This is a genomic window from Streptomyces sp. ACA25, assembly GCF_028200735.1.
GTDB lineage: Bacteria > Actinomycetota > Actinomycetes > Streptomycetales > Streptomycetaceae > Streptomyces.
This window is the reverse complement of the sequence record NZ_JAQKPV010000017.1, coordinates 1-22,755: the sequence shown is the minus strand read 5'-3', so window position 1 is coordinate 22,755 and position 22,755 is coordinate 1. Positions and strand designations below refer to the sequence as shown.

20 protein-coding genes and 1 pseudogene are annotated in these 22,755 nt (G+C 69.1%); 11 read left to right on the top strand and 10 right to left on the bottom strand.

The genetic code is table 11. The features are described from left to right. Positions 1–91 precede the first annotated feature (91 nt). Positions 92–754: a ThuA domain-containing protein gene (locus tag PJ985_RS21290; RefSeq protein ID WP_271685497.1), complete on the bottom strand. Its 663-nt coding sequence runs from the start codon at positions 752–754 to the stop codon at positions 92–94. A 473-nt stretch (positions 755–1,227) separates the two neighbouring features. On the opposite strand from PJ985_RS21290, the gene PJ985_RS21285 reads away from it, so the two are divergent. After that, positions 1,228–1,629: an NUDIX hydrolase gene (locus PJ985_RS21285; RefSeq protein ID WP_271685496.1), complete on the top strand. Its 402-nt coding sequence runs from the start codon at positions 1,228–1,230 to the stop codon at positions 1,627–1,629. Between the two features lie 20 nt (positions 1,630–1,649). On the opposite strand, the gene PJ985_RS21280 is transcribed toward PJ985_RS21285, so the two are convergent. Both PJ985_RS21280 and PJ985_RS21275 read right to left on the bottom strand, forming a co-directional pair. After that, entirely contained in the window at positions 1,650–1,856 is a 207-nt protein-coding gene (locus tag PJ985_RS21280) for a hypothetical protein (RefSeq protein ID WP_271685495.1), read from the bottom strand. Between the two features lie 65 nt (positions 1,857–1,921). Beyond that, positions 1,922–3,742, bottom strand: a complete 1,821-nt coding sequence (locus tag PJ985_RS21275; RefSeq protein WP_271685494.1) for an ABC transporter ATP-binding protein — start codon at positions 3,740–3,742, stop codon at positions 1,922–1,924. A gap of 233 nt (positions 3,743–3,975) precedes the next feature. Between PJ985_RS21275 and PJ985_RS21270 the strand changes: the two genes are divergently transcribed. The 3 genes and pseudogenes from PJ985_RS21270 to PJ985_RS21260 all read left to right on the top strand — a co-directional run. Continuing rightward, positions 3,976–4,830, top strand: a complete 855-nt coding sequence (locus PJ985_RS21270; protein WP_271685493.1) for an oxygenase MpaB family protein — start codon at positions 3,976–3,978, stop codon at positions 4,828–4,830. 52 nt (positions 4,831–4,882) lie between these two features. Continuing rightward, a complete protein-coding gene (locus tag PJ985_RS21265) occupies positions 4,883–6,442 on the top strand; it encodes a phytoene desaturase family protein (protein ID WP_271685492.1) in 1,560 nt (519 codons plus the stop codon). A 47-nt stretch (positions 6,443–6,489) separates the two neighbouring features. Then, a pseudogene (locus PJ985_RS21260) lies at positions 6,490–6,576 on the top strand (VOC family protein); the annotation flags it as partial. 174 nt (positions 6,577–6,750) lie between these two features. Here PJ985_RS21260 and PJ985_RS21255 read toward each other — a convergent pair. Beyond that, entirely contained in the window at positions 6,751–7,077 is a 327-nt protein-coding gene (locus PJ985_RS21255) for a transposase (RefSeq protein WP_271685491.1), read from the bottom strand. A gap of 292 nt (positions 7,078–7,369) precedes the next feature. Here PJ985_RS21255 and PJ985_RS21250 point away from each other — a divergent pair, with 292 nt between their 5' ends. Continuing rightward, positions 7,370–7,963, top strand: a complete 594-nt coding sequence (locus tag PJ985_RS21250) for a lytic polysaccharide monooxygenase auxiliary activity family 9 protein (RefSeq protein ID WP_271685490.1) — start codon at positions 7,370–7,372, stop codon at positions 7,961–7,963. A gap of 329 nt (positions 7,964–8,292) precedes the next feature. On the opposite strand, the gene PJ985_RS23400 is transcribed toward PJ985_RS21250, so the two are convergent. After that, complete coding sequence (locus PJ985_RS23400) at positions 8,293–8,907, bottom strand: HAD-IA family hydrolase (RefSeq protein ID WP_443033556.1); 615 nt, start codon at positions 8,905–8,907, stop codon at positions 8,293–8,295. A gap of 445 nt (positions 8,908–9,352) precedes the next feature. Then, positions 9,353–10,540, bottom strand: coding sequence for an alkane 1-monooxygenase (locus PJ985_RS21240; RefSeq protein ID WP_271685489.1), 1,188 nt, complete (start codon positions 10,538–10,540; stop codon positions 9,353–9,355). 99 nt (positions 10,541–10,639) lie between these two features. Between PJ985_RS21240 and PJ985_RS21235 the strand changes: the two genes are divergently transcribed. The 4 genes from PJ985_RS21235 (at position 10,640) to abc-f (ending at position 14,756) form a co-directional block, all read left to right on the top strand. Then, positions 10,640–11,251: a TetR family transcriptional regulator gene (locus PJ985_RS21235; protein WP_271685488.1), complete on the top strand. Its 612-nt coding sequence runs from the start codon at positions 10,640–10,642 to the stop codon at positions 11,249–11,251. 307 nt (positions 11,252–11,558) lie between these two features. Further along, a complete protein-coding gene (locus PJ985_RS21230) occupies positions 11,559–11,774 on the top strand; it encodes a hypothetical protein (protein WP_271685487.1) in 216 nt (71 codons plus the stop codon). A 30-nt stretch (positions 11,775–11,804) separates the two neighbouring features. Next, complete coding sequence (locus PJ985_RS21225) at positions 11,805–12,347, top strand: hypothetical protein (protein ID WP_271685486.1); 543 nt, start codon at positions 11,805–11,807, stop codon at positions 12,345–12,347. A 756-nt stretch (positions 12,348–13,103) separates the two neighbouring features. After that, a complete protein-coding gene (gene abc-f / locus PJ985_RS21220; protein WP_271685485.1) occupies positions 13,104–14,756 on the top strand; it encodes a ribosomal protection-like ABC-F family protein in 1,653 nt (550 codons plus the stop codon). 18 nt (positions 14,757–14,774) lie between these two features. Here abc-f and PJ985_RS21215 read toward each other — a convergent pair whose 3' ends face one another. The 4 genes from PJ985_RS21215 to PJ985_RS21200 all read right to left on the bottom strand — a co-directional run bounded on the left by PJ985_RS21215 (position 14,775) and on the right by PJ985_RS21200 (position 18,917). Next, complete coding sequence (locus PJ985_RS21215) at positions 14,775–15,557, bottom strand: thioesterase II family protein (RefSeq protein ID WP_271685484.1); 783 nt, start codon at positions 15,555–15,557, stop codon at positions 14,775–14,777. 18 nt (positions 15,558–15,575) lie between these two features. Beyond that, a complete protein-coding gene (gene rfbA / locus PJ985_RS21210; RefSeq protein WP_271685483.1) occupies positions 15,576–16,490 on the bottom strand; it encodes a glucose-1-phosphate thymidylyltransferase RfbA in 915 nt (304 codons plus the stop codon). After that, complete coding sequence (locus PJ985_RS21205; protein WP_271685482.1) at positions 16,487–17,632, bottom strand: DegT/DnrJ/EryC1/StrS family aminotransferase; 1,146 nt, start codon at positions 17,630–17,632, stop codon at positions 16,487–16,489. Before PJ985_RS21205 ends, rfbA begins: the two co-directional genes overlap by 4 nt. A 67-nt stretch (positions 17,633–17,699) precedes the next feature. Continuing rightward, positions 17,700–18,917 carry a cytochrome P450 gene (locus tag PJ985_RS21200; protein WP_271685481.1) on the bottom strand — a complete coding sequence of 406 codons (1,218 nt, stop codon included), beginning with the start codon at positions 18,915–18,917 and terminating at the stop codon, positions 17,700–17,702. Between the two features lie 1,081 nt (positions 18,918–19,998). Here PJ985_RS21200 and PJ985_RS21195 point away from each other — a divergent pair. After that, positions 19,999–21,207 carry a cytochrome P450 gene (locus PJ985_RS21195; protein ID WP_271685480.1) on the top strand — a complete coding sequence of 403 codons (1,209 nt, stop codon included), beginning with the start codon at positions 19,999–20,001 and terminating at the stop codon, positions 21,205–21,207. 288 nt (positions 21,208–21,495) lie between these two features. After that, positions 21,496–22,755: beta-ketoacyl [acyl carrier protein] synthase domain-containing protein (locus tag PJ985_RS21190; RefSeq protein WP_271685479.1), on the top strand; the 1,260-nt coding region annotated here is incomplete at its 3' end.

The window sequence follows — 22,755 nt, the reverse complement described above, 5'->3', positions numbered from 1 at the left end:
CACGCTCCGCCCCCTCACCGGTTTCCCTGCCCCCGGTGAGGGGGCGGTTCCATGATCGGTGCCGGGTGGGGAAGACAGTGCCGACCCCGGCTCAGCTGTCCAGCCGCGCAGCCCAGATGAGGCCGCCCAGCAGGTGCCGGCGGAAGTCCGGGGCGGCGTAGCTCTCGGGCGTGTGGCCGAGGGCGGTGTAGAAGGAGCGGCCGCCGGTGTTCTCATGGCACCAGACGAGCGGATGGTCGACGCCCATCCGGCCGCCCCGGTAGCCCGTCTCGTCGGCCGAGGCAAGCACCCGGACCCGGCTCCGGGGGCTGCTGCGGAAGTTGTACCACTCGTCGGTGAAGGGCCAGCGTTCCCCCAGGTGCGCGGTGGCCGGGTGACCGTGATCCTCCACGACCACTTCTCCCGGCTGCAGGTCGGGGTGCCCGTCGAACCGGGCCCCGACCAGTTCCCCGTACCAGTGCCAGTCCTCCTCCGTCGTCGACGCGGCGTGCACCCCGACGAAGCCGCCGCCCGCGGTGCAGTGGGCATGCAGCGCTTCCCGGGCGGCCGGGTTGAGCACCTCACCGCTGGTGGACAGGAAGACGACGGCCCGGCAGCCGGGCAGCGCGGAGGCGAGCGTGACCGGGTCCTCCGTCGTCTCGACGGAGAAGCCGTGTCCGGCTCCGAGCGAGCGGAACGCCTCGATACCGTCCGCTATCGAGGTGTGGCGGTAGCCGGCGGTGCGGCTGAAGACGAGGACACGTGGGTGATCCATGGCCCCCGAGTGTAAGTGCCGCAGAGCACGCGGCGCATTGGACAGGTGCCACGGATGGTCCGCGCAGCCGGGGCGGACGCGGATCCGCCCCGGTACCGCTGGCGGGCGCCAAGATCGGCGAGAACATCCGGGTGGTTGCGAGCGCCACCAGCAAGCTTCTCAACCTGTACGGATCCAGCGATGAGGCCGAGTGTGCTCTTCCCGAGAGTCTGACCGGCTCCAGCAGGATCCGGGCGCCGGGTGACGGCCCGCCCGGTGCCCGCTTCGCCGTCGGCCGAGCACCCGGCCTCAGCCGTTCTCCACAAGTCCCGTGATCTCCCCGGCTCGCCCGGTGTCCTCGGACATCACACCGGCAGAGGACCCACGGCTGCTCAGATCCGGTGAGCGGAAGCAGCCGCTGACTCTGCCCGCGACCATCCGGCCGAGGGGTAAGCTGCCGGCGATATCCGCCGAGGCGAGGAGGAAGCGGCCCCATGGCCCCGCTCATCGACACGGTCGCCTGGGTATGCCTGGCCGACGGAAGGATCCTGGGCACTCGCTCCCGGGGCAGACAGCTCTTCTACATACCGGGCGGCAAGCGGAACGAGGGGGAGAGCGACCTGGACACCCTCCTGCGCGAGGTGAAAGAGGAGGTGTCGGTCACGCTGGTCACGGAGAGCATCGCGTACTTCGGCACCTACCGGGCCCCGGCGGACGGACATGGCGAGGGCACGGTGGTACAGATGTCCTGTTACACCGCCCACCACCGGGGTGACCTCAGGGCCAACAGTGAGATCGAGGAGCTCGCCTGGCTGACCTTCGCGGACCGGGAGCGCACCGCGCCGGTGGACCGGGAGGTCTTCGACGACCTCCGAGCGGCCGGGCTGCTCCACTGACCGCGCGGGTCCGCGTGTGGTCAGTACCGTTCGACAAGGCCGGCTCGTGAGACAGAAGGCTCATACGGCTCCGGCCAGTACTCGGTCACCGAGGCGATCAGACCCTCGCCGTCCAGGCGAAGGAAGCAGATGCCCGTCATCTCCTCCTTGTCGACCCGGGCCCGCACCGTGACCGCGGCCTCCCGCGAGTCGGCCACGATCCGGTCGACGGGCGAGATGCCAGTCACCGGGGAACTCCCGCTGGAGGAGTCTGCCCGGGGACACTGACAGGGGCCGGGTCCGGGTGAAGGCGTCAGGGCACCGCCTCCACCGCCTCGCGGCCATGGTTGTCCCCGCGTGCCAGGGTCGCGTAGCGGCCACCCCGGGCCATCAGTTCGGCATGCGTGCCGCGCTCGGCGATGCGGCCGTTGCTGAGTACCACGATCTGGTCCGCTTCCCGGATTGTGGACATCCGGTGGGCGATGGTGATCGTGGTACGGCCGGCGGAGGCAGCGTCGATCGCCCGCTGCACCGCCTGTTCGGTGCGGGTGTCCAGGGCACTGGTCGCCTCGTCGAGAATCAGCACCGGAGGGTCGCGCAGGATTGTGCGTGCGATGGCGAGGCGCTGCTTCTCGCCTCCGGAGAAGCGGTATCCGCGCTCACCGACCAGCGTGTCGTAGCCGTCCGGGAGCCCGGCGATGTGGTCGTGGATCTGTGCGGCCCGGGCAGCGGCCTCGATCTGGGCGTCCGTGGCCTCCGGTCTGGCGAACCGCAGATTGTCGGCGACCGAGGCGTGAAAGAGATACGTCTCCTGGGAGACCACCCCCACCGAGCGGGCCAGGGAGTCGAAGTCAAGATCGCGCACGTCGACACCGTCCAGGGTGACCCGCCCCTCGGTCACGTCGTAGAGCCGGGGCACAAGGTAGCTCAGGGTGCTCTTGCCGGATCCGGTGGTCCCGACGACGGCCAGTGCCCCGCCCGGGGGGATGGCCAGGCTGATGCCCGACAGCGTCGGCGCAGCGTCCGGCTCGTAGCGGAAGGTGACGTCCTCGAACCGGACGGCTCCCCGGGCCCGCCCCAGACGCACCGGGTCGGGGCGCTCGGTGATGTCGGGCTTCAGATCGAGGTACTCGAAGATGCGCTGGAACAGGGCGAGGGAAGCCTGGATCTCCACGCCGGTCGACAACAGAGAAACCGCCGGACGCAGCAGCCCTTGCTGCAGGGTGATGAACGCGACCAGAGTCCCGATCGACGGAGGGGTGCCGCCGAGCTGCCACATGACCCCGGCTGACCAGTACAGCAGGGCCGGGATGGCGGCCATGATCATGCCGATCGTGGCCATCCGCCAGCGCCCGGCCATGCTGGAGCGCACCTCCAGGTCCACCAGCTGCTCGGACTCCACTCCGAAGGCCCTGGTCTGGGCGTCGGCGCGGCCCATGGTGCGTCCGAGCAGAATTCCGCTGACGGACAGCGACTCGGTGACGACAGCGGCCATCGTGGCCATCTGCTTCTGCCGCTGAGTGGTGATCCGCTTCCGCTCACGTCCCACACGGCGGGCGATCCAGACGAAGAACGGCAGCAGCGTGAGAGAGACCAGAGTCAGCCGCCAGTCCAGGGCCAGCATCGCCACGACGGTCGCCACCACGGCGGTCACGTTGGACACCAGCGAGGTGGCGGTGGAGGTGACGGTGGCCTGCATTCCCCCGATGTCGTTGGCAATTCTGGACTGGACCTCGCCGGTGCGGGTGCGGGTGAAGAACGCCAGCGACATCTGCTGCAGCCGGGCATACACGGCCGTCCGCAGATCGTGCATGACCTGCTGACCGACCCTGGTGGAGATCAGCGTCTGGAGTACCCCGAACACGCTGCTCAGCACCGCGGTGACGATCATGCCGAGAGCCAGCAGCCCGAGCAGTCCGGTCCGCTGCTCGGGCAGCGCCACGTCGATGATCTCCCGCAGAAGGAAGGGTGAGGCGACAGCGACCAGGGACGAGGCTCCGACGAGGAATCCGACCACCGCCAGCCGGGACCGGTACGGACGGAAGAGCCGAAGAATGCGGGAGACCTGTCCGGACGGCTGGGGCTCGGGAAGGCCGTCGGCCGGCACGGTCCACCGGGGGGTGTCGTGGTGCATGGGCTCCTTCGGCAGGCGGTCACCAGTGGGAATCGTCCAGCTTAGAGCCGTCGGCCGGTTCTCGGTGGGGAAGGCCGGGCCGGCACCGGGTCGCGTCCTCGCGGTGGCCCGCAGGGAGCGACGTACCGTTGATGCGGTGCCGGTGCGTGCCCCGCACGGCGGGGAAGCGGTAGTGCCTCCCGGTGGTCACTGTTCCGGTAGGGGCGGCTACGCTGAGAAGGGGAGGTGGGGCAATGGCCGACTCGGATCACGGGCTGTTCGGGCCGGATTCCGTCACCTGGCAGGTGCACAGCGATCCGGTGATGTGGATCGCCGGCGTACGCGCCCTTTATCTGCAGGCGCTGCACCCCCGCGCGGTGCGCGGGGTCACCCAGAACTCCGACTTCCAGCAGGACGCATGGGGACGGCTGCTGCGGACCGCCGCCTTCGTCGGATGCATCACCTACGGCACATCGGCGGAGGCGGAGCGGGCCGGTGCGCGGGTCCGGGGCCTCCACCGCCGGCTGTGGGCCACCGATCCCACTACCGGGGAGCGCTACCGTGTCGACGAACCGGCTCTGCTGCTGTGGGTTCACTGCGCCGAGGTGGACTCCTATCTGCACGTCGCGCGCCGCTCCGGGGTGCCACTGAGCGACGAGCAGGCCGACCGCTACCTCGACGAGCAGCGGGCGGCGGCCCGGCTCGTGGGACTGGAGCCGGCTCAGGTGCCCAGAAGCACGGCCGAGCTGTACGCATACTTCCGGGCGGTGCGCCCCGGCCTCGCGGCAACCCCGGAGTCCGCGGCGGTCAACGCGTTCCTGCGCCGCCCGCCGGTTCCGCCACCGCTGATCCCGGCGCGCGGTCTGCTGTGGAGCCAGGCAGCCGCCGTCGCGTACGGCACACTGCCGCCGTTCGGTCACAAGCTGTACTCGCGGTACGCGCCCGCCCCTGGCGTCGTCACCAAACGGCTGACCCGGGCAGCGAAGGCGCTGCGCGCCATTCCGCCGGAGGCGCGCTGGAAACTCCCGCCGGGGCACATCGTCAAGGCGGTAGCCCGGCTCGGCCCTGACGCCCGCCCGTCCCTGGAACGGCTCCGCCAGTTGTCGTGACAGGCCCGCGGCGGCGGTACCTCCGGGCGCTTCCGCGTGCTACCAAAGGGGCATGCCCCTGCACACGTCCTACGACGCAGTGATCGTCGGCGGCGGACACAACGGCTTGGTCGCCGCCACCTATCTGGCCCGCGCAGGCCGCCGGGTCCTGGTGCTGGAGCGGCTCGGGCACACCGGCGGGGCGGCGGTCTCCGCCCGGATCTTCCCGGGTGTGGCTGCCCGGCTGTCCCCGTACGCGTACCTGGTCAGTCTCTTTCCGCAGAAGATCGTGCGGGAGCTGGGGCTGCGGCTGACGCTGCGCAAGCGAGTGGTTTCCTCGTACACGCCGACCGTGCGCAGTGGCCGGCCCGGCGGGCTTCTCATCACCGGAGGCACCTCCCGCACCCGGGAGGCGTTCGTCCGGCTCACCGGATCGGACAGGGAGTTTCAGGTCTGGCTGGAATTCCATGCCATGACGCAGCGTCTCGCGAGCCGAGTGTTTCCCACCCTCACGGAGCCGCTGCCGAGCCGGGCAGCGCTGCGGGCACGGATCGGTGACGAGACCGCTTGGCAAACGTTCTTCGAACGGCCGCTCGGTGAGACGCTCGAGGAGTGCTTCCAGGACGACCTGGTGCGCGGCCTCGTACTGACAGATGCGCTGATCGGCACCTTCGCCTCCGCGCACGACTCCTCACTGCGGCAGAACGCCTGCTTCCTGTACCACGTCATCGGCGGCGGCAAGGGTGACTGGGACGTCCCGGTGGGAGGTATGGGAGCGGTTACCGACGCGCTGGCTGCCGCAAGCCTCTCGGCCGGGGCCGAGATCGTCACCGGGGCGGAGGCCACCGAGATCGGAACCGACGGGCAACGGGCCGAGGTCACGTACCGGGCGGCCAACCGGGAAGCGTCCGTCGCCGCCGGACAGGTGCTGGTCAATGCTTCGCCCCGGACCCTGGCAGAGCTGCTGGGCAATCCTCCGCCCGCGGTCGCTGAAGGAGCGCAGCTGAAGGTGAACATGGTGCTGCACAGGCTGCCGGGACTGCGGGACCCGAGGACCGACCCACGCGAGGCCTTCGCCGGGACCTTCCATGTCGCGGAAGGGTACCGGGAGCTGGAGACCGCCCGCCGGGAAGCGGTGGCGGCTCGACTGCCGCGCCGGCCACCCTCGGAGCTGTACTGCCATTCGCTGACGGACCCGACGGTACTCTCCCCTGAACTGGCCAGTGCCGGCTATCAGACCCTCACACTTTTCGGGCTGCACACCCCTCTGCGGCTCTTTCAGGGAAGCCCGGAGCACCACGACGCGGTCCGGGACGAGCTGCTGCGCCGCACGTTTGCCGAGCTGGACAGGCACCTCTCCGAGCCGATCGCGGACTGTTTGGCACGGGATGCCCACGGGAGGCCGTGCATCGAGGTGAGCAGCCCCCTGGATCTGGAGCGCGAACTGGGCCTGCCGGGCGGGAACATCTTCCACGGTGCCCTCACCTTTCCGTGGGCGGAGGGGGCCGCGGGCCGCTGGGGTGTGGAGACCGGGTACGCCAACGTCCTGCTGTGCGGTGCGGGAGCTGTCCGCGGCGGTGGTGTCAGCGGGATCCCCGGTCACAACGCGGCAATGGCGGCGCTGGGTCGTTAGGGCGTGTTTCGAGAGAGCCAGGTGCCCGGGCTGTGTGCGCGAAGAGCTCTGGCTGGGCGGTCCTTGCTGATCCCGAAGGCAACGAATTCTGCGTTCTGCGCAGCGAGTCCGACCGAGCCGTCATGACTTCCTGATGCTCCGCGGCCATCTTGGCCGTTCGGGTGAGTGCTGGGCACAGCCACTTGCTGATGGCCGCTCGCGGACCTTCTCCAGGATGGGCACTGCGGGGAGTCCCCCGCGCTGCCCAGCGGTGACCACGGCCGACGTGGGTTTCTGCCCTTGCCCGGTGGCCTGGCGCAGCTTGGTGGTTAGGCCGCCGTGCGAGCGCCCAGGCCGTCGTCGTCCGGCTCGCTGGCGATGCCGCCGGGCGGATCCTCCTGCAGGTCCCCCTGCTTCCCCGGCCCAGAGGTGTGCTGGTGGGCCCGGCACACCGTGGAGTCGACGTTGAGGTCCCGGGTGATCAATCCCTTGGCATCGGCCCGTGCCTGCAGCGCGGTGAAGGTCTCCCGCCACGGGATGCCGGTACGGACCCGGAACCGCATGCCGTCGATCAGCTGCCGCCGGGTCCATCCCGGCGGTCGGCCGGGCTTGCCGCTCGGCAACAACAGCTGGAGAAAGGCCCACTGTTGGTCCATCAGGTCTCCACGTCCCACAAACCAAGATCATCGCACCCTCAAGATCAGCTTTGACGCCCGCCCTGGGGCTGTGCATGGTCCCGGCCCTCCATCGTCGGGACGTTCCGGAGGCCGCTGGCAAGCGGCGGCATGCCCGCCGGACCGGCTCATTACGGGAATGGTCTGGACCGGAAGGTGTATTGGTCTGGACATGGCGGAGGGGTGGCTTTACGCTGCATCTGGTCTAGACCTTCAGAGGGCTCCTCTGCCCTCCGAGCGCTCACCCCCCACCACGTCGGGAGCGAACAACACTATGCGTAGAAAGATCACCTCCGCGGTACTCGGGCTCGGCCTGGCCGCAGTCTCGGTGCTGGCGACCAGCAGCACCGCTCACGCGCACGGCTACGGCACCGCCCCCACCAGCCGTCAGGCGCACTGCGCCCAGGGGAACATGTCCGATTGCGGAAACATCGTCTGGGAGCCGCAGAGTGTCGAGGGTCCGAAGGGATTCCCCCAGGCCGGGCCGCCCGACGGGCAGATCTGCTCCGGGGCCAACGGTCAGTTCTCCCAGCTGGACGAGCCCCGCGGCGGTTCGTGGCCGGCGACAGACCTGACGGCCGGCCAGGGGTTCACTTTCAGCTGGCGTTTCACCGCCGCCCACCGGACGACCGACTTCCGCTACTACATCACCAGGGACGGTTACGACCCCACCAAGCCGCTGACCCGGGCCGACCTGGAGTCGGCGCCGTTCATGACCGTGTGGATGGGCGGCCGGCAGCCGAACCAGACCGAGAACCACCAGGGTTCCGTGCCGACCGGGAAGTCCGGCAAGCACATGATCCTTGCGGTCTGGGACGTCCACGACACGGCGAACGCCTTCTACTCCTGTGCGGACGTGCAGTTCTGACGGTCGCTCCGCGCTGAGGCCGGTCACCGGTCGATCCTGCCTCTGTCGCTGCCCGGTCCGGCCTGCCGCAGGCCGGACCGGGCGGCAGCGGAACTCCGGACCCGCCCCACCGTCCGAGCCCGCTCCTCTGCTGGAGGGCTCGCCCGGGCCGGCGGATGGCCCGGGCGAACCCTCCGAGAGTAATGAAAATGGTTGTCATTCGCAACCCAAGGTTCCGGTGCCGAGCAGCAACGAAGTGCGGGCCGTGGTCGGCGTGGCCGAGTATCTTGCTCGGCGCCTGCCCCAGGTGGGACCACTTGCCGCTGGGCCGGACGTCGTTGTGTCAGCATTCACCCCATTTGTCCGAGCCTGGTCAGCTTCCCCTCGGCTTCCGGAATCCGTGACAGCTGGTTGTCGTGCAAGCAGGAGCAGTTGCTGAGCTCCGCCAGCTTGCCCAACGCGTCGGGAATCGACGTGACCGCGTTATGGGCGAGGTTCAGGGTCGTCAGCCGGTGCAGCTGCCCGTGACGGGAGGGCCGTGAGTCCGTTGTCCGCAAGATCAGCACGCGGAGTTCGGCCTCTCGCCAGACCGAGTCGGGTACCTCTCCGAGTTCTTGTCGCCAGAGGTTCCGTGGGTGCCTCACGCCCCTCCCGCCTCCGTCATCAGTCTTGGGTCGGTAGGAGCCGGCGGCAGCGGCCCGCTCACCACGGAAGGTGCGCGGGCCACGCCCTGGAACCCGGGGTCCGGCGTCCAGATGAGCCGCGATGCGAGTGATTGTCCGGGCGTTGTCGCCGAACAGATACCCCTGCATGCCCGCCACCCGCGCGGCCTCAATGTTGGCTGGAACATCGTCGATGAAAAGACAGTTCTCCGGATGCGCTTCCAGGCTGGCGCATGCGGCCTCGAAGGCTCGCAGGTCAGGTTTGCTGACGCCGATCTCGTGCGAGTAGACGATCTGTTCCACCAGGTCGTCGAAATGGTGAAGGGCGGTCTCCGGCCCGGGCGCCAACGAAGCTGTTGCTCAGCGTGCTGCCACCTGCTCGTGCACCCCTCGCTCGCTGATGCACCCGATGCTTCCCGCACGCCAGACCTCGAGCAACCGGCGAAAATGACGCAGGTCGCGGTCATGCGAACTCCCCCTTCGCCTTGTCTGGCCAGGAAGCACACACAGCGCGCGCTCATGGGGGCCATGGCAACTGTTGCTCTTTCCCTCCTGCGGGGCAAGCGGTCGTGGAGCTGTGACAGCCCCCTGGCGAGCGGCCGAAGCGGCTTCACTCCACCAGCGGCGCATTGCCCGGTCGACCCGCCCGCACCACGCTGAGGTCCACCACTGCCGGGAAGCCCCCCGGGTTCTCCCTGCACCTCGTCGTGACGTAGGCGCGGGACCGGGCACGCGAATCGGCGGTGGCTCACCGCTCCCCGCCCCCGTGGCGGGCCAGCACCTTGCGCCGGGTGCGAGGGTGAATGTTGGCACGGGTGACATCGCCGCCGTAGTGGGAGAGTACGCGTGGGTCCATCACCCGTCGCCAGAGCGGAGGGACGAGTGCGAGCAGCACCATCCCCGCGTAGCCGGTGGGAAGCTGCGGGGACTCGTCGAAGTGGCGCAGAGCCTGGTAGCGGCGGGCCGGGTGTGCGTGGTGGTCGCTGTGCCGCTGGAGGTGGTAAAGAAACACGTTGGAGGCGATGTCGTCGCTGTTCCAGCTGTGCCGCGGCGTGCAACGCTCGTACCGGCCCGAGGCCGTCCGCTGCCGCAGCAGCCCGTAGTGCTCGAGGTAGTTGACGACCTCCAGGAGGCAGAACCCGATAACTGCCTGGGCCAGTAGCATCGGCAGTACCGTCGGCCCGAAGACGGCGGACAGCACGCCGAAAAGCAGTACGGACATGGCCCAGGCGCTGAGCACGTCGTTGCGCGGCGTCCACGGGCTGGTGCCCCGACGTTCCAGCCGCCGCTTCTCCAGGCCCCATGCCGAGCGAAGGCTGCCAAGCACCGCGCGCGGCAGGAACTCCCAGAACGACTGGCCAAGGCGTGAACTGGCCGGGTCTTCGGGTGTGGCGACACGGACATGGTGGCCGCGGTTGTGCTCGATGTAGAAGTGGCCGTAGCACGTCTGGGCGAGCGCGACGCGTGCCAGCCAGCGCTCCAGCGCGTCCTTCTTGTGCCCCAGTTCATGTGCGGTGTTGATGCCGAACCCGGCCACCAGGCCGAGCGTCACCGTCAGGCCGGCCTTGTCGGCGGGGGAGAGGCCGCCCCGGCTCCAGAGCCAGCACGCCAGCACGAGCGCGGCGTACTGGAGCGGCAGGTAGAGGTACGTGCACCAGCGGTAGTACCTGTCGCCCTCCAGCCTGTGCAGCACCCTGTCGGGCGGATTGGCGGAGTCCTTGCCGACCAGCAGGTCGGCCAGCGGGACGAGTCCGAAGACGATCGGCAGGGAGATCCACCAGAAGACACCCGACCCGGTGGCCCCGGCGAGTGCCCAGGACAGCATCGGGAGGGCCGGCAGTACCAGCCCGAGCAGCCACAGGTACCTCTTGCCGTCCCGCCATGTCGGCTCCCGTTCCGGGGCCGGTGCTTCGGATGGCTGTGCCGTCTCTGTCATGACACCACTCCTACTGGACAGTATGCCGGTTACCTGTCCAGTAGATTGACAGTAGCTCCCCGGAGCGTCAATGGTTGCGGTTGACTAGACTCAGCGGCCGTGACGAGCTATCGGGAGTCGGTCCGCTCACTGCTCAGGGAGCGGATTCTTGACGCCGCCTACGAGCGGGTCGCGGCCGACGGCTGGGACCGGCTGCGGATGGCCCACATCGCCACCACAGCCGGTGTCAGCCGGCAGACCGTCTACACCGAGTACGGCAGCAAGGAGGCCGTCGGCCAGGCCCTCGTGATGCGCGAGGTCGAGCGCTTCCTGGTCGGCGTCGAGCAGCAGCTGCAGGACCATCCGTCGGACATGAGGGCCGCGCTGACGGCCGCCGTCGGCTACACCCTGCGCGCCGCTGCGGATAACCCGTTGCTCGCATCCGTGCTGACCAGCCCCCGACGTGGGGACGATGGGCTGCTCACTCACCTGACGACCCGGTCCGAACCGTTGCTGGAGACCGCCACCGCGGTGCTCGCCGCGCACGTGCAGCAGACGTGGCCGCAGGTGGACGCACCGTCACGGGATCTCGCCGTCGAGACACTGGTGCGCCTGACGGTGAGCCACATTGTGCAGTCCTCGGCGCCTGCGGAGGTCGCCGCCGCGCGTATCGCCGAAGTCGCCGTGCGCATCGCCCGCCCTGGGGCCTCCGAGCGTCTCCGGCCGGACTGAGCTCCGCGCCCTCCCGGCCCCGCCGCCTCGGTCCGGCAGGTCCGCGGCAGCCTGCGCGGCCCACGCCCCGCTCCTGCGAAAGGAATTCGCCCCGCCGGTAGGTCAGCGACCGGCACCGCCCCGCCTGCGTTCCGTCCACGTGCTCTGCTGATGGACGTCCGGCGAACAGAGCTGACCGAGCTCTGATCCCATTGAGGCGGTCCGGACTGCCTCCGAACAGCCGCCTGAACTGCCGGTGGTGACCTCCGAGGCGTCCTAGCGTGCTGGTACGCCCCTTTTCCACAGGGCCAATCCAGGAGGTCTCATCATGAAGCACACGGGTCGCCCCACTGTCGGGGGTACCGCGGCCGCCGTCGCGGCCGCCGCGCTCGTTCTCGGCGGAGCAGGCACCGCGTCCGCACAGCCGTCGCCCAATCCCCAGCAGATCACCTCGGCACAGCTGCAGACGCACCTCGCCAAGGCGATCGGGCAGGAGCGCACGGCCGCCGCCTGCCTTCCGGTCTGCGCCGGCCAGGTCGTGTAGCAGCCCCACTGGACTGATGAGGAGGTAGAGATGAGCACCGCGGCCCCTTCCGGGACAAGCAGAACATGGTGCCCGAGCGGCAAGGCCGACGCACCGGAGTCGGTGGTACTGGGCGTGCGCTCCGGGCAGGGTGGGGAGGTCGTGTACCTCGCCGATCCCGTGCCGGCAAGAGATGCCCTTCCGGTCATTCCGGAGGATGTCGAGCCGACCCGGGTGCTGCGCTTCGCGTCGCACTGCGTCAGCAACTGTCTGCACCGCAGGGGCAATGACTGCACCCTGGTGGAGCGGGTGGCGGCGACGCCCGCGGACGAGAACCGGAGCGTGCCGCGGTGCCATCTGCGAACCCACTGCAAATGGTGGGTGCAGATCGGTATGGACGGCTGCCGCCGATGCCCGGCCCTGGCGACCACGGTCGTTGAGGGCGACGACCTGGGTGCGCTGGTGGCCGACCCCCGCACCACCCGGGAGCAACTCGACGCCTGGATAGCGGAGGCCGAACCCGACGCGCCCGCGCGGCAGGCAGACGCCACTGAGGAGTACCCGGCTGCCCACGCGGTACGTAGGACCGCCTGAACCCGCGTCGGGAAGCCGGGCCAGGCCCTCTCGCCGACCGGCGCACGGAAGGACACGTCAGCCGGCAGACAGCAGGTGCCGGATCGCAGGCGGCCATGTCGATGACCCCGTGACCGGGCAAGGGGTATGTGCAGCAGGAGTTCATCGGCCCGACCTGCCGGCAGGCGGGTACGGGCCGTATCCCGAGCGGCTGCACCGGCAGTTCCCAAGGGGTGATCCGGCGGTTCAGGACGCTCCGGCAGACGCGGGAGGTGAACCGCCCCGGGAGCGGGGGAGACAAGGCCGACTTCCCCGATGATGACTCCATGCGCCTCTCACACCAGGCGATCCACGACAGCGGGCCACTGGTCACGTCACACCCGAGATGATGATCTGCCAGCGACCCGCCCAGGCCGAGGGGCGCGGTCCCGGGCCACCGGGAGGCGATCTCACCATCGGCACCGGCCGGTCTGCAAACGGCCCGTTCCTGGAGCGCACGACACGGTTCACCATGCCTGCTGAGCCTGCCCCGGATGGACTGCTTCGGCATCCAGCCGCAGGTGCAGAACGGTCCGTCAGTGAGCGTGTCCGCTCCTCACACGCCCCGGCCTCATCCACCGCGGCCTACACTGCTTCCTCCGGGAACACCGTCGCCAGCCCGATCGACATGTCATCCGTCATCCGCCTCGCGGCCCCACCCTCGACTCGCACCACCCGAAGGATCATCCGCATAAGTCGTTGAGTCATGACCAATGGGCCGAGAAGCAGGAGTTCTTCATGTCCGCCCGCGCCACGTCCGCTCACTCTCAGCTCACCCTGACCGATGTCACCAAGCGGTACGGCGAACACGTCGTCCTCGACCGGGTGTCCCTGACGGTGAGACCTGGTGAGAAAGTCGGAGTCATCGGTGACAACGGGTCCGGGAAGTCGACGCTTGTGCGGCTGATGGCCGGTCTGGACACACCATGCGACGGGGAGCTGACGGTCGAGGCCCCCGGTGGGACCGGCTATCTCGCGCAACGGCTGCCGCTGACAGCGGGGGGCACGGTGCGGGACGTCCTGGACCGCGCGTTCGGCGACCTCCGGCACGTGGAGGTGCGGTTGCGGGCAGCAGAGGCGGTACTCGGTTCCGCCACACCGCAGCAGCTCGAGGACTACGGCGCTCTGCTCACCGAGTTCGAGGGCCGCGGTGGCTACACGGCTGACGCCCGGGTGGACGCGGCGCTGCACGGCCTCGGTCTGCCCGGCCTCGACCGGGAGCGCGCGGTCCGCACCCTGTCCGGCGGGGAACGTTCCCGGCTCGCTCTCGCGGCCACGCTGGCCGCCTCGCCCGAGCTGCTGCTCCTGGACGAGCCCACCAATGACCTCGACACCAGGGCGGTGGAATGGCTGGAGAGTCATGTGCTCGAGCACCCCGGCACGGTGGTAGTGATCACCCACGACCGGATGTTCCTGGAGTCGGTCACTTCCACCATCATCGAAGTCGATCAGGACATCCGCGCGGTGCGCCGATACGGTGACGGCTACGCGGGATACCTCAGGGCGAAGGCCGCCGCCCGGGCCCGCTGGGAGCGCGAGTACGCGGAGTGGCTGGCCGAGACCGAGCGGCAGGCTCGGCTCGCGGAGACGGCCGGGGTGATGCTCGCGTCGGTCTCCCGGAAGGGACCCGCCGCGTTCAGCGGGGCCGGCGCCCACCGGTCCCGGTCCTCGTCGACGGCGACGTCGCGCAAGGCGCGCAACGCCCACGAGCGGTTGCGCCGCCTCCGGGAGAACCCCGTCCCCCGGCCGAGCGACCCGCTGAGCTTCACCGCGCGCATCACCGCGGGAACGGCGGACACCCCCGGGCCGTGTGCCGAGCTGACCGATGTCGTCGTGGACCACCGGCTCCATGTGGACAGCCTGACCCTCGGACCGGCCGAACGGCTGTTGGTCACCGGCCGGAACGGCGCGGGGAAAAGCACGCTCATGCGGGTGCTTTCGGGAGAGCTCCTCCCCGACAGCGGAACGGTGAGCACTCCGGAGAGCGTCGGCCACCTGCGTCAGGACGTGGTGGTCGAGCAGCCGCGGCGTACGGTCCTCGCGTCCTTCGCGGCAGGACGCCCAGGACATCCGCAGGAGCATGCCGAGGAGCTGCTCGCGCTTGGTCTCTTCCGTCCCGAGGACCTCCGGATGCCTGTCGGGACGCTGTCCGTCGGGCAGCAGCGCCGGATCGAGCTCGCCCGCCTGGTGACCCGACCGGCCGATCTCCTCCTGCTCGACGAGCCGACCAACCACTTCTCGCCCCTGCTCGTCGAAGAGTTGGAACAGGCGCTGGACGGATACGGCGGCGCACTGGTCGTGGTGACGCACGACCGCCGGATGCGCCGCACGTTCACCGGGACCCGGCTGGAGTTGCGGCGGGGTGCGGTGAGCGGCACGGCAGGCGCCTGACCTGTTCGGGCGCCCGCGTCAGCGACTGCGGGCGCCCGCACGGCCCGCGGACAGGTGCGGTTCGAGGGCGGCCATGATCTCCTCGCACACCGCCCCGATCTGCTCGTTGAGATAGAAGTGCCCGCCGGAGAAGGTACGGACGACGGTCGCCGCCGAGGTCAATCCGGCCCACGCGGCCGCCTCGTCGGCGGTGACGTGTGGGTCCATGTCCCCGGTGAGCACGGTGACCGGGCACCGCAGCGCAGGGCTGGGGCGGTAGCGGTACGTGGCCGCCGCCCGGTAGTCGTTGCGGATCGCCGGGAGGACCATGGCGAGCAGCTCGTCGTCGGCCAGCAGGCTCGCGTCGGTACCCTGGAGCCTGCGGATCTCGTCGGTCAGCTCATCGTCGGGAAGGTCGCTGTCGCCCCGGGACACGGTCGGTGCGCGGCGCCCTGAAACGAATACGTGCGCCGGCCTCATCGACCCGGTCGGCGGAAGCCGACGGGCGGTCTCGAAGGCGACGGTGGCCCCCAGGCTGTGGCCGAACAAGGCCAGTGGACGGTCCGTCCAGGTGAGCACCTCGGGCAGCAGGCGGTCCACCAGGCCGTCGACGGAGTCGATGAAGGGCTCATTCCTGCGGTCCTGGCGCCCCGGGTACTGGACCGCCAGAACCTCCACGTCTGCGGCGAGCCTGCGGGCGAGCGGCAGGAAGGCGCTCGCGGCGCCCCCGGCGTGCGGGAAGCACACCAGACGGACCGCAGGCTTGTCGACGGGCCGGTAGCGGCGCAGCCAGAGCCCGGACGGCTCGGCGGACGGGGACATTCTGTGCTCCTTGGCGTCTCATGGTCCTGTGGGCTCCGCGCGGGACGGCCGGGCGGTTCGCGATGTCTCCCGGGTGGCGACGTCGACGAGGTACTCGCCGTAGCCGGTGGCGCCGAGTTCACGGCCCATCGCGTAACACGCGTCGGCGCTGATGTATCCCATGCGCAACGCGACCTCCTCGATACAGGCGATCCGATCGCCCTGGCGGTGCTCCAGCAACTGCACGTACTGGCCGGCCTGGAGGAGGGAGTTGTGCGTACCCATGTCCAGCCAGGCGAAGCCGCGGCCCAGCTCGATCAGCCGGGCTCTGTCCCGCTCCAGGTAGACCTGGTTGACGTCGGTGATCTCCAGCTCTCCGCGCGCCGACGGCTTCAGGTCCCTGGCGATGTCCACCACGTCGTTGTCGTACAGATACAGGCCGGTGATGGCGAGGTTCGAGCGGGGCCGGTCAGGTTTCTCCTCCAGAGAGCGCAGCCGCCCCGAGGCGTCGATCTCACCGACTCCGTACCGCCGCGGGTCCTTGACCGGATAGCCGAACAGTACGCAGCCGTCCAGCTCGCTGATGGCACCGCGCAGCACGGTGGAGAACCCGGGGCCGTGGAAAACGTTGTCGCCCAGAATCAGCGCGACCTGGTCGCCCCCGATATGCTCCGCGCCGATGGTGAGCGCCTCCGCGATGCCGCGGGGTTCGTCCTGTTCGGCGTAGTCGATCCGCAGGCCGATCCGTGAACCGTCGCCGAGCAGGGACCGGAACATGTCCAGCTGCCGGGCGGCGGAAATGAGGAGGATGTCCCGGATCTCACCCAGCATGAGGACAGAGAGCGGATAGTAGATCATCGGTTTGTCATATACGGGGAGCAGTTGCTTCGACAGAGTGTCAGTCAGGGGGCGCATACGGGTCCCGCTGCCACCGGCAAGGATGATGCCCTTCATCGGGAGCCGGTCCGGGCTCGGCCCGCCCGCAGAAGTTCCTCCATGGCGTTCCGCACCGTGGCGGCAACCGCCTCGACGCCGTCCTCCCGCAGGTGAGGCCCCACCGGCAGACTCAGGACCTCCCCCGCCAGGCGTTCGGCCACCGGGAGCGCCCCGGCACGACACGCCTCCTCGGTGCCCTTGTACGCGCCGGACCGGTGCACCGGCACCGGGTAGTGGACCAGTGTCTCCACCCCGGCGGCGGCCAGCCGTTGTCGCAGTGCGTCACGGTGCCGGGTGCGCACCACATAGAGATGCCAGGCGGACGTCGCCCAGGGCTCGACGGAGGGAAGAACGAGGTCCGGCAGGCCGGCCAGCGCCTCCGTGTAACGGTGGGCGATCCGCGCCCGGCGCGCGTTCCACTCGTCCAGGTGGGGCAGTTTGACCCGGAGTACCGCTGCCTGGAACTCGTCCAGACGCGAGTTGAACCCTTGCACCAGGTGGTCGTACTTGTCACAGGAGCCGTAGTTGCGCAGGAGCCGGACGCGCTCGGCCAGGTCCGCGTCGTCGGTGACCACGGCCCCGCCGTCACCGAGAGCGCCGAGGTTCTTGCCGGGGTAGAAGCTGAAGGCTGCCACCTGGCCGGAGCCGACCCGGCGCCCCTTGTAGCGGGCGCCGTGCGCCTGGGCCGCGTCCTCCACCACGGGCACGCCGTGCCGGTCGGCGACCGCCCGCACCGCGTCCAGATCGACCGGGTGGCCGTACAGGTGCACCACGACGACCGCTCTGACACGGGGGGTGAACGCGGCCTCCAGCAGGCAGGGGGAGAGTACGAACGTGCTCTCGTCCGGCTCCACCGGCACCGGCCGGGCGCCGGTGGCGGAGACCGCCAGCCATGTCGCGATGAACGTGTGCGCCGGCACGATCACCTCGTCACCCGGCCCGACGCCCAGCGCCCGTAGCGCCAGCGTCAGCGCGTCCAGCCCGCTGCCCACACCGGCACAGTGGCGCGCCGAGCAGTAGGCAGCGAACTCCTCCTCGAATGCCTCCAGTTCCGGACCGAGTAGATAGCGGCCCGACCCGGTCACCCGGGCGTACGCCGCGTCGATGTCCGCACGCAGCTCGTCATGAGCGGCGCCCAGATCGAGGAAGGGAACGTTCACTTCTCACCCCAGGGGTTCCGCAGGAGACCGTGGTGGCCGCGTCCGGCCGGGCGCGGCCGGACGCCGGTCAGCCGCGAACCACGTGCACGGGCAGATGCCGGGCGGTGAGTTGGTCCGGGTCGTAGAATTCCACCGCGTCGTGGTCGATGCGGAACTCCTTGAACTCGTCGAAGACCATGTTGAGGAAAACCTTGGCTTCCAGCCGGGCCAGGAACGCTCCCAGGCAGTGGTGGATGCCGTGACCGAACGCCATGTGCTTGTTGGACTCCCGGCGGATGTCGAAGGTGTCCGGGTCCGTGAAGATCTCGGGGTCGCGGTTCGCCGAGGCGATCCAGGCAATGACCATCTGACCCTTGCGCATGGGCTCACCGAGGATGTCCGTGTCCTCATTGAGGATACGGAAGATGCAGTTGAACGGTGAGCGGTACCGCAGCGTCTCCTCGATGGCGCCCGGAATCAGCGAGCGATCGGCGCGCAGTTCGGCCTGCGCCCGGGGGTTCTCCTCCAGCACCAGGAACAGGTTGCTGAGCAGTGTGGCACTGGAAATATGACCTGCAGTCAGCAGCAGGGCGACGATGTTGACGGTCTCCTCGTCGGTCAGCCTGCGGCCGTCGAGCTCTGCTTCGCAGAGCCCGCTGATCAGGTCGTCCACCGGCTTCGCACGCTTCTCGGCGATCTGCCCGTACAAGAAGTCCGCCCACTCTGCGATGGCGGGACCGACGGTCTCGGTGAAGTCGTCCGGAAGGTTGGGGTACTCCATGCCCTCGTTACTGAGGATGATGTCCACCCACTCGCGGAACTTCTCCTGATACTCCGTAGGGACACCCAGCAGCTTGGCGATGACCGTCACCGGCAGCGGATACGCGAGGTCACTCGCGATGTCTATGCGCTCCTGACCGCGCACCTGTTCGAGTGTCGCGGCGGTGATCTCCCGTATCTGGGACTCCAGCAGGGCGATCCTGCGCGGGGTGAACGCCTGGCTCACCAGCTTGCGCAGCGGCGCGTGACGCGGCGGGTCGATACCTCCGACGGTACCGGGCCCCATCAGCAAGGCCAGCTCCGGCGGAACGGGGAACACCGATGTGAAGTCCGAGGAGAAGATCAGCGGATTGGTGGTGACAGTCAGATAGTCGCGGTACGAGAAGACCTGCCAGGCCTGGCGGCTCTCGTCCCAGAAGACCGGCCGGTGCTTCCGCATGTGCGCGAACCAGTCCAGCAGCCCTTGGGCGTCGGCGCCCTTGGGCAGTTCGATCGGCTGCGGCGCGGTGTCGTCTGTCTGCGTCATGGCGTCCTCATCTGCTCGGTGGTCCTGGTCATCGGTGCGGAATGTCCGGCCGGGTGAGCGAATGGCGGGACCGATACCGGAACGACGGCGGGCGGGAAAATCACAAACCCGCTGCGGGAGAATCGAAGGACGCGATGTGCGTCATCATGAAAAGACCTTCTCGTCGGTGAACAACGCGTCGGGACCGCGAAGGGGGGAGAGGTACCGAGACCGGTTCTGCCGATGCCGTCAAGTTACGGTCCGGAGCGCCGGCCCGCAAGACCGGACCTGACATAGTGGCGTCTTCGATGCCCGCGAGCCCCCTGATCTGAGTTCCACAGTGAGTGGCGTCGACCAGGGCGTGTTCCAGGTTCAGACACCGATGGGTCAAGTCGCTCTGGCGAAGGGCTCGGGAAGGTGGACATCCGGGGTGGCACGAGGCGATCCGACGGACGCAGAGTGGGACTGTACGAGCCGCATCTGCCGCTCGGCGCGAGTGAACCGACCTCTGACCTGCGCAAACAGTTGACCGCGGGTATGTGGAGGTTCCGGACCGGGCGCCCGAGGCGCGACATCCCCGAACGCTACGGGTCCTGCTCCACGGTCGCACGTGCGCAACATCACGCGGTCGGCATGGCCGTCGACCCCCGAGCTCCTGGAGGGACTGGTGAACCAGGCCGCCAACCGCAAGAGGCCAGGCTCGAAGGGCGGTCGCCCACTCCTGCGATGCCGAGCTTCACCAGGAGGGGAACACCGTCGAGCGCGGGATCAACAAGATCAAGAAATGGCGAGGGCTGGCCACCCACCACGTGATCCGAACCTGGAACGCCCAAGAAGAAGCCGTCTGACCTGCGTCGATGCCCCGTCGCACCTCCGAGAGCCCCGCTCAACCGTGGAGCGCAGGTTTGGCAGAAGCGATTCACGGGATTTCCCCCGGCTCTTCGCGGCTGTTTCTTCGGGACTTGACATAGTCTCCCGCCATGCCGCGACGATGTTCGGCGGTTTGGTGTTGGCTGAAGGCTGAAGGGAGCGGGAAACCGCGGAGGAGAGAACCGAGCAAGATCAATGCCGCCCCGAATCTGCCTGTGGAGGAGAAACTGCCATGGCGTGCCCCGTAACGGCCGGATCCCCACGGTTCTATCCCTTCAGTAACCGGCTCGACCTGGATATTGACCCCACTTACGCCGAACTGCGCTCGAAAGAGCCCGTCGCCCGCGTCCGCATGCCCTACGGGGGTGACGCCTGGCTCGTGACCCGGCACGCCGACGCCAAGAAGGCACTGTCCGACCCCCGGCTGAGCATCGCCGCCGGAGCCGGCCGCGACGTCCCCCGGGCGTCGCGCCGACTCCAGGAACCCGATGGCTTGATGGGGCTGCCCCCCGCCGCGCACGCCCGGCTGCGCCGGCTCGCCTCCACGGCGTTCACTCCGAAACGCGTCAAGGACATGCGTCCGCGCGTGGCCAGCATCGCCGACCGGCTCCTCGACGACGTCCTCGAGACCGGGCCGCCCGCGGACCTCGTGCGGCAGCTCGCCCTGCCCGTGCCGGTGATGATCATCTGCGACATGATGGGCATCGGCTATGAGGAACAAAACGTGTTCCGCGCCTTCAGCGACGCCCTGATGTCCTCCACCCGCTACACCGCAGAAGAGGTCGAACGCGCCGAGCATGACTTCGTCGAGTACCTCGGCGACCTCCTCGCGCAGCGCCGGGCACACCGCAGCGACGACTTGCTCGGAGCACTGATCGAGGCCCGGGACGACGGCGACCGGCTGACCGAGCAGGAACTCATCATGCTCACCGGCGGGCTGCTCGTGGGAGGCCACGAGACCACGGCCAGCCAGCTCGCCTCCCATATCTATCTCCTGCTGCGCGAGCGCGGGCGCTACGAGCAGCTGTGCGCCCGGCCGGAACTTATCCCCACTGCCGTCGAGGAGTTGCTGCGCGTCGCACCGCTGTGGGCGTCCGTGGGACCCACCCGTATCGCCACCGAGGATCTGGAGCTGGGAGGAGCGTCCGTACGGGCCGGTGACGCGGTCGTATTCTCCCTGGCCTCCGCCAACCATGACGAGGACGCTTTCGGACACGCTGGAGAAATCGTCCTGGACCGCGAGCCAAATCCGCACATCGCTTTCGGGCACGGCCCCCATTTCTGTATTGGGGCGTCCCTGGCGAGGCTGGAAATTCAGGCCGCGATCGAGGCGTTGACCAGACGGATTCCAGAGCTCCGGCTCGGCGTTCCAGAGGAAGAATTGGAATGGAACGGCGGGATGATGGTGCGGAGCCTGGTGGCTCTGCCTGTCACCTGGTGACCAGGTGACTGAGGGATTCGGCGCCCGCGTGTCGGGGGCTGCTGAATGGGATAGCCGGTACCTGGTATTTCTTCGCTGAACCTGAACCTGAACCTGAACCTGAACCTGAACCTCGATCTGGACCTGCGACCTGCGGGCCGCTGATACCGCTTCTCCCTGCCCGAAAGGGAGCACGCCGCGGACAGTGGTGGCGGTCGCGGGACGCCCGGCGCGCAAGCCGTACGCCGGGCCGTGTCCGCCTGGCCGTGCGTGAATTCCGGACGTGCTTCTCTCGACCCAGGAGACCTCATGACCGTGAAGAACGGTGTGCTGCGCGACAGCGACATAGCCGTCATCGGAATGTCCTGCCGGCTTCCCGGCGCGCCCGGCATCGAGGAGTTCTGGGACCTGTTGCGCACCGGCCGGAGTACGGTCACGCGCCAGTCCGACGGCAACTGGCGTGCAGCGGTGCAAGGACCGGGAGACTTCGACGCCGCGTTTTTCGGTATGTCCCCGCGTCAGGCGGCGGCGACCGACCCACAGCAGCGCATGATGCTCGAACTCGGCTGGGAGGCCCTGGAAAGCGCCCGGATTCTGCCCGGCGACCTACGAGGCACCGACACCGGTGTCTTTGTGGGAGTCGCCGCCGACGACTATGCCACCCTGCTGCGCCGCTCCGGAACGGCCATCGGCGGCCACACGGTGACCGGACTTCACCGGAGCCTCACCGCCAACCGCCTCTCGTATCTGCTGGGCCTGCGAGGTCCCAGCTTCACGGTGGACTCTGCGCAGTCCTCCTCGCTGGTCGCAGTCCAGCTGGCATGCGAGAGCCTGCTCAGGGGGGAGAGCACTGTCGCTGTCGTCGGCGGTGTGAGCCTCATCCTGGCCGAGGAGAGCACGGCCGGCATGGCGTTGATGGGAGCACTTTCGCCCGATGGGCGGTGCTTCACCTTCGACGCCCGCGCCAATGGTTACGTCCGTGGCGAAGGCGGCGTGGCGGTGGTCCTCAAGCCCTTGGCACGAGCGGTCGAGGACGGCGACCGGGTGCACTGCGTCATCCGAGGCGGCGCCATCAACAACGACGGCGGCGGCCCGAGCCTGACCCACCCCGCCCGTGAGGCACAGGAGGCGCTGCTGCGGCGGGCGTACGAACGGGCCGGAGTCGCACCGGGCGACGTGCGCTATGTCGAACTGCATGGCACCGGGACGAAGGCCGGCGACCCCGTCGAAGCGGCGGCCCTCGGCGCCGTTCTGGGGGCGGCACACGCTCCCGGCCGCCGACTGGCCGTCGGGTCGGTCAAGACCAACATCGGCCACCTGGAGGGCGCTTCGGGCATTGTCGGCCTGGTGAAGGCGGCGCTGTGCGTACGGGAGGGGATGCTGCCCCCGAGCCTCAACTACCGAACGCCGAACCCGGACATCCCCCTCGATGAACTCAACCTGCGGGTCCAGACGGAACTGGAGCAGTGGCCGGCTCACGAATCCGAGGGGCCGCGCGTCGCCGGAGTGAGCTCCTTCGGCATGGGCGGGACGAATGCGCATGTGATTTTGGAGGAGGCTCCGGTGGTG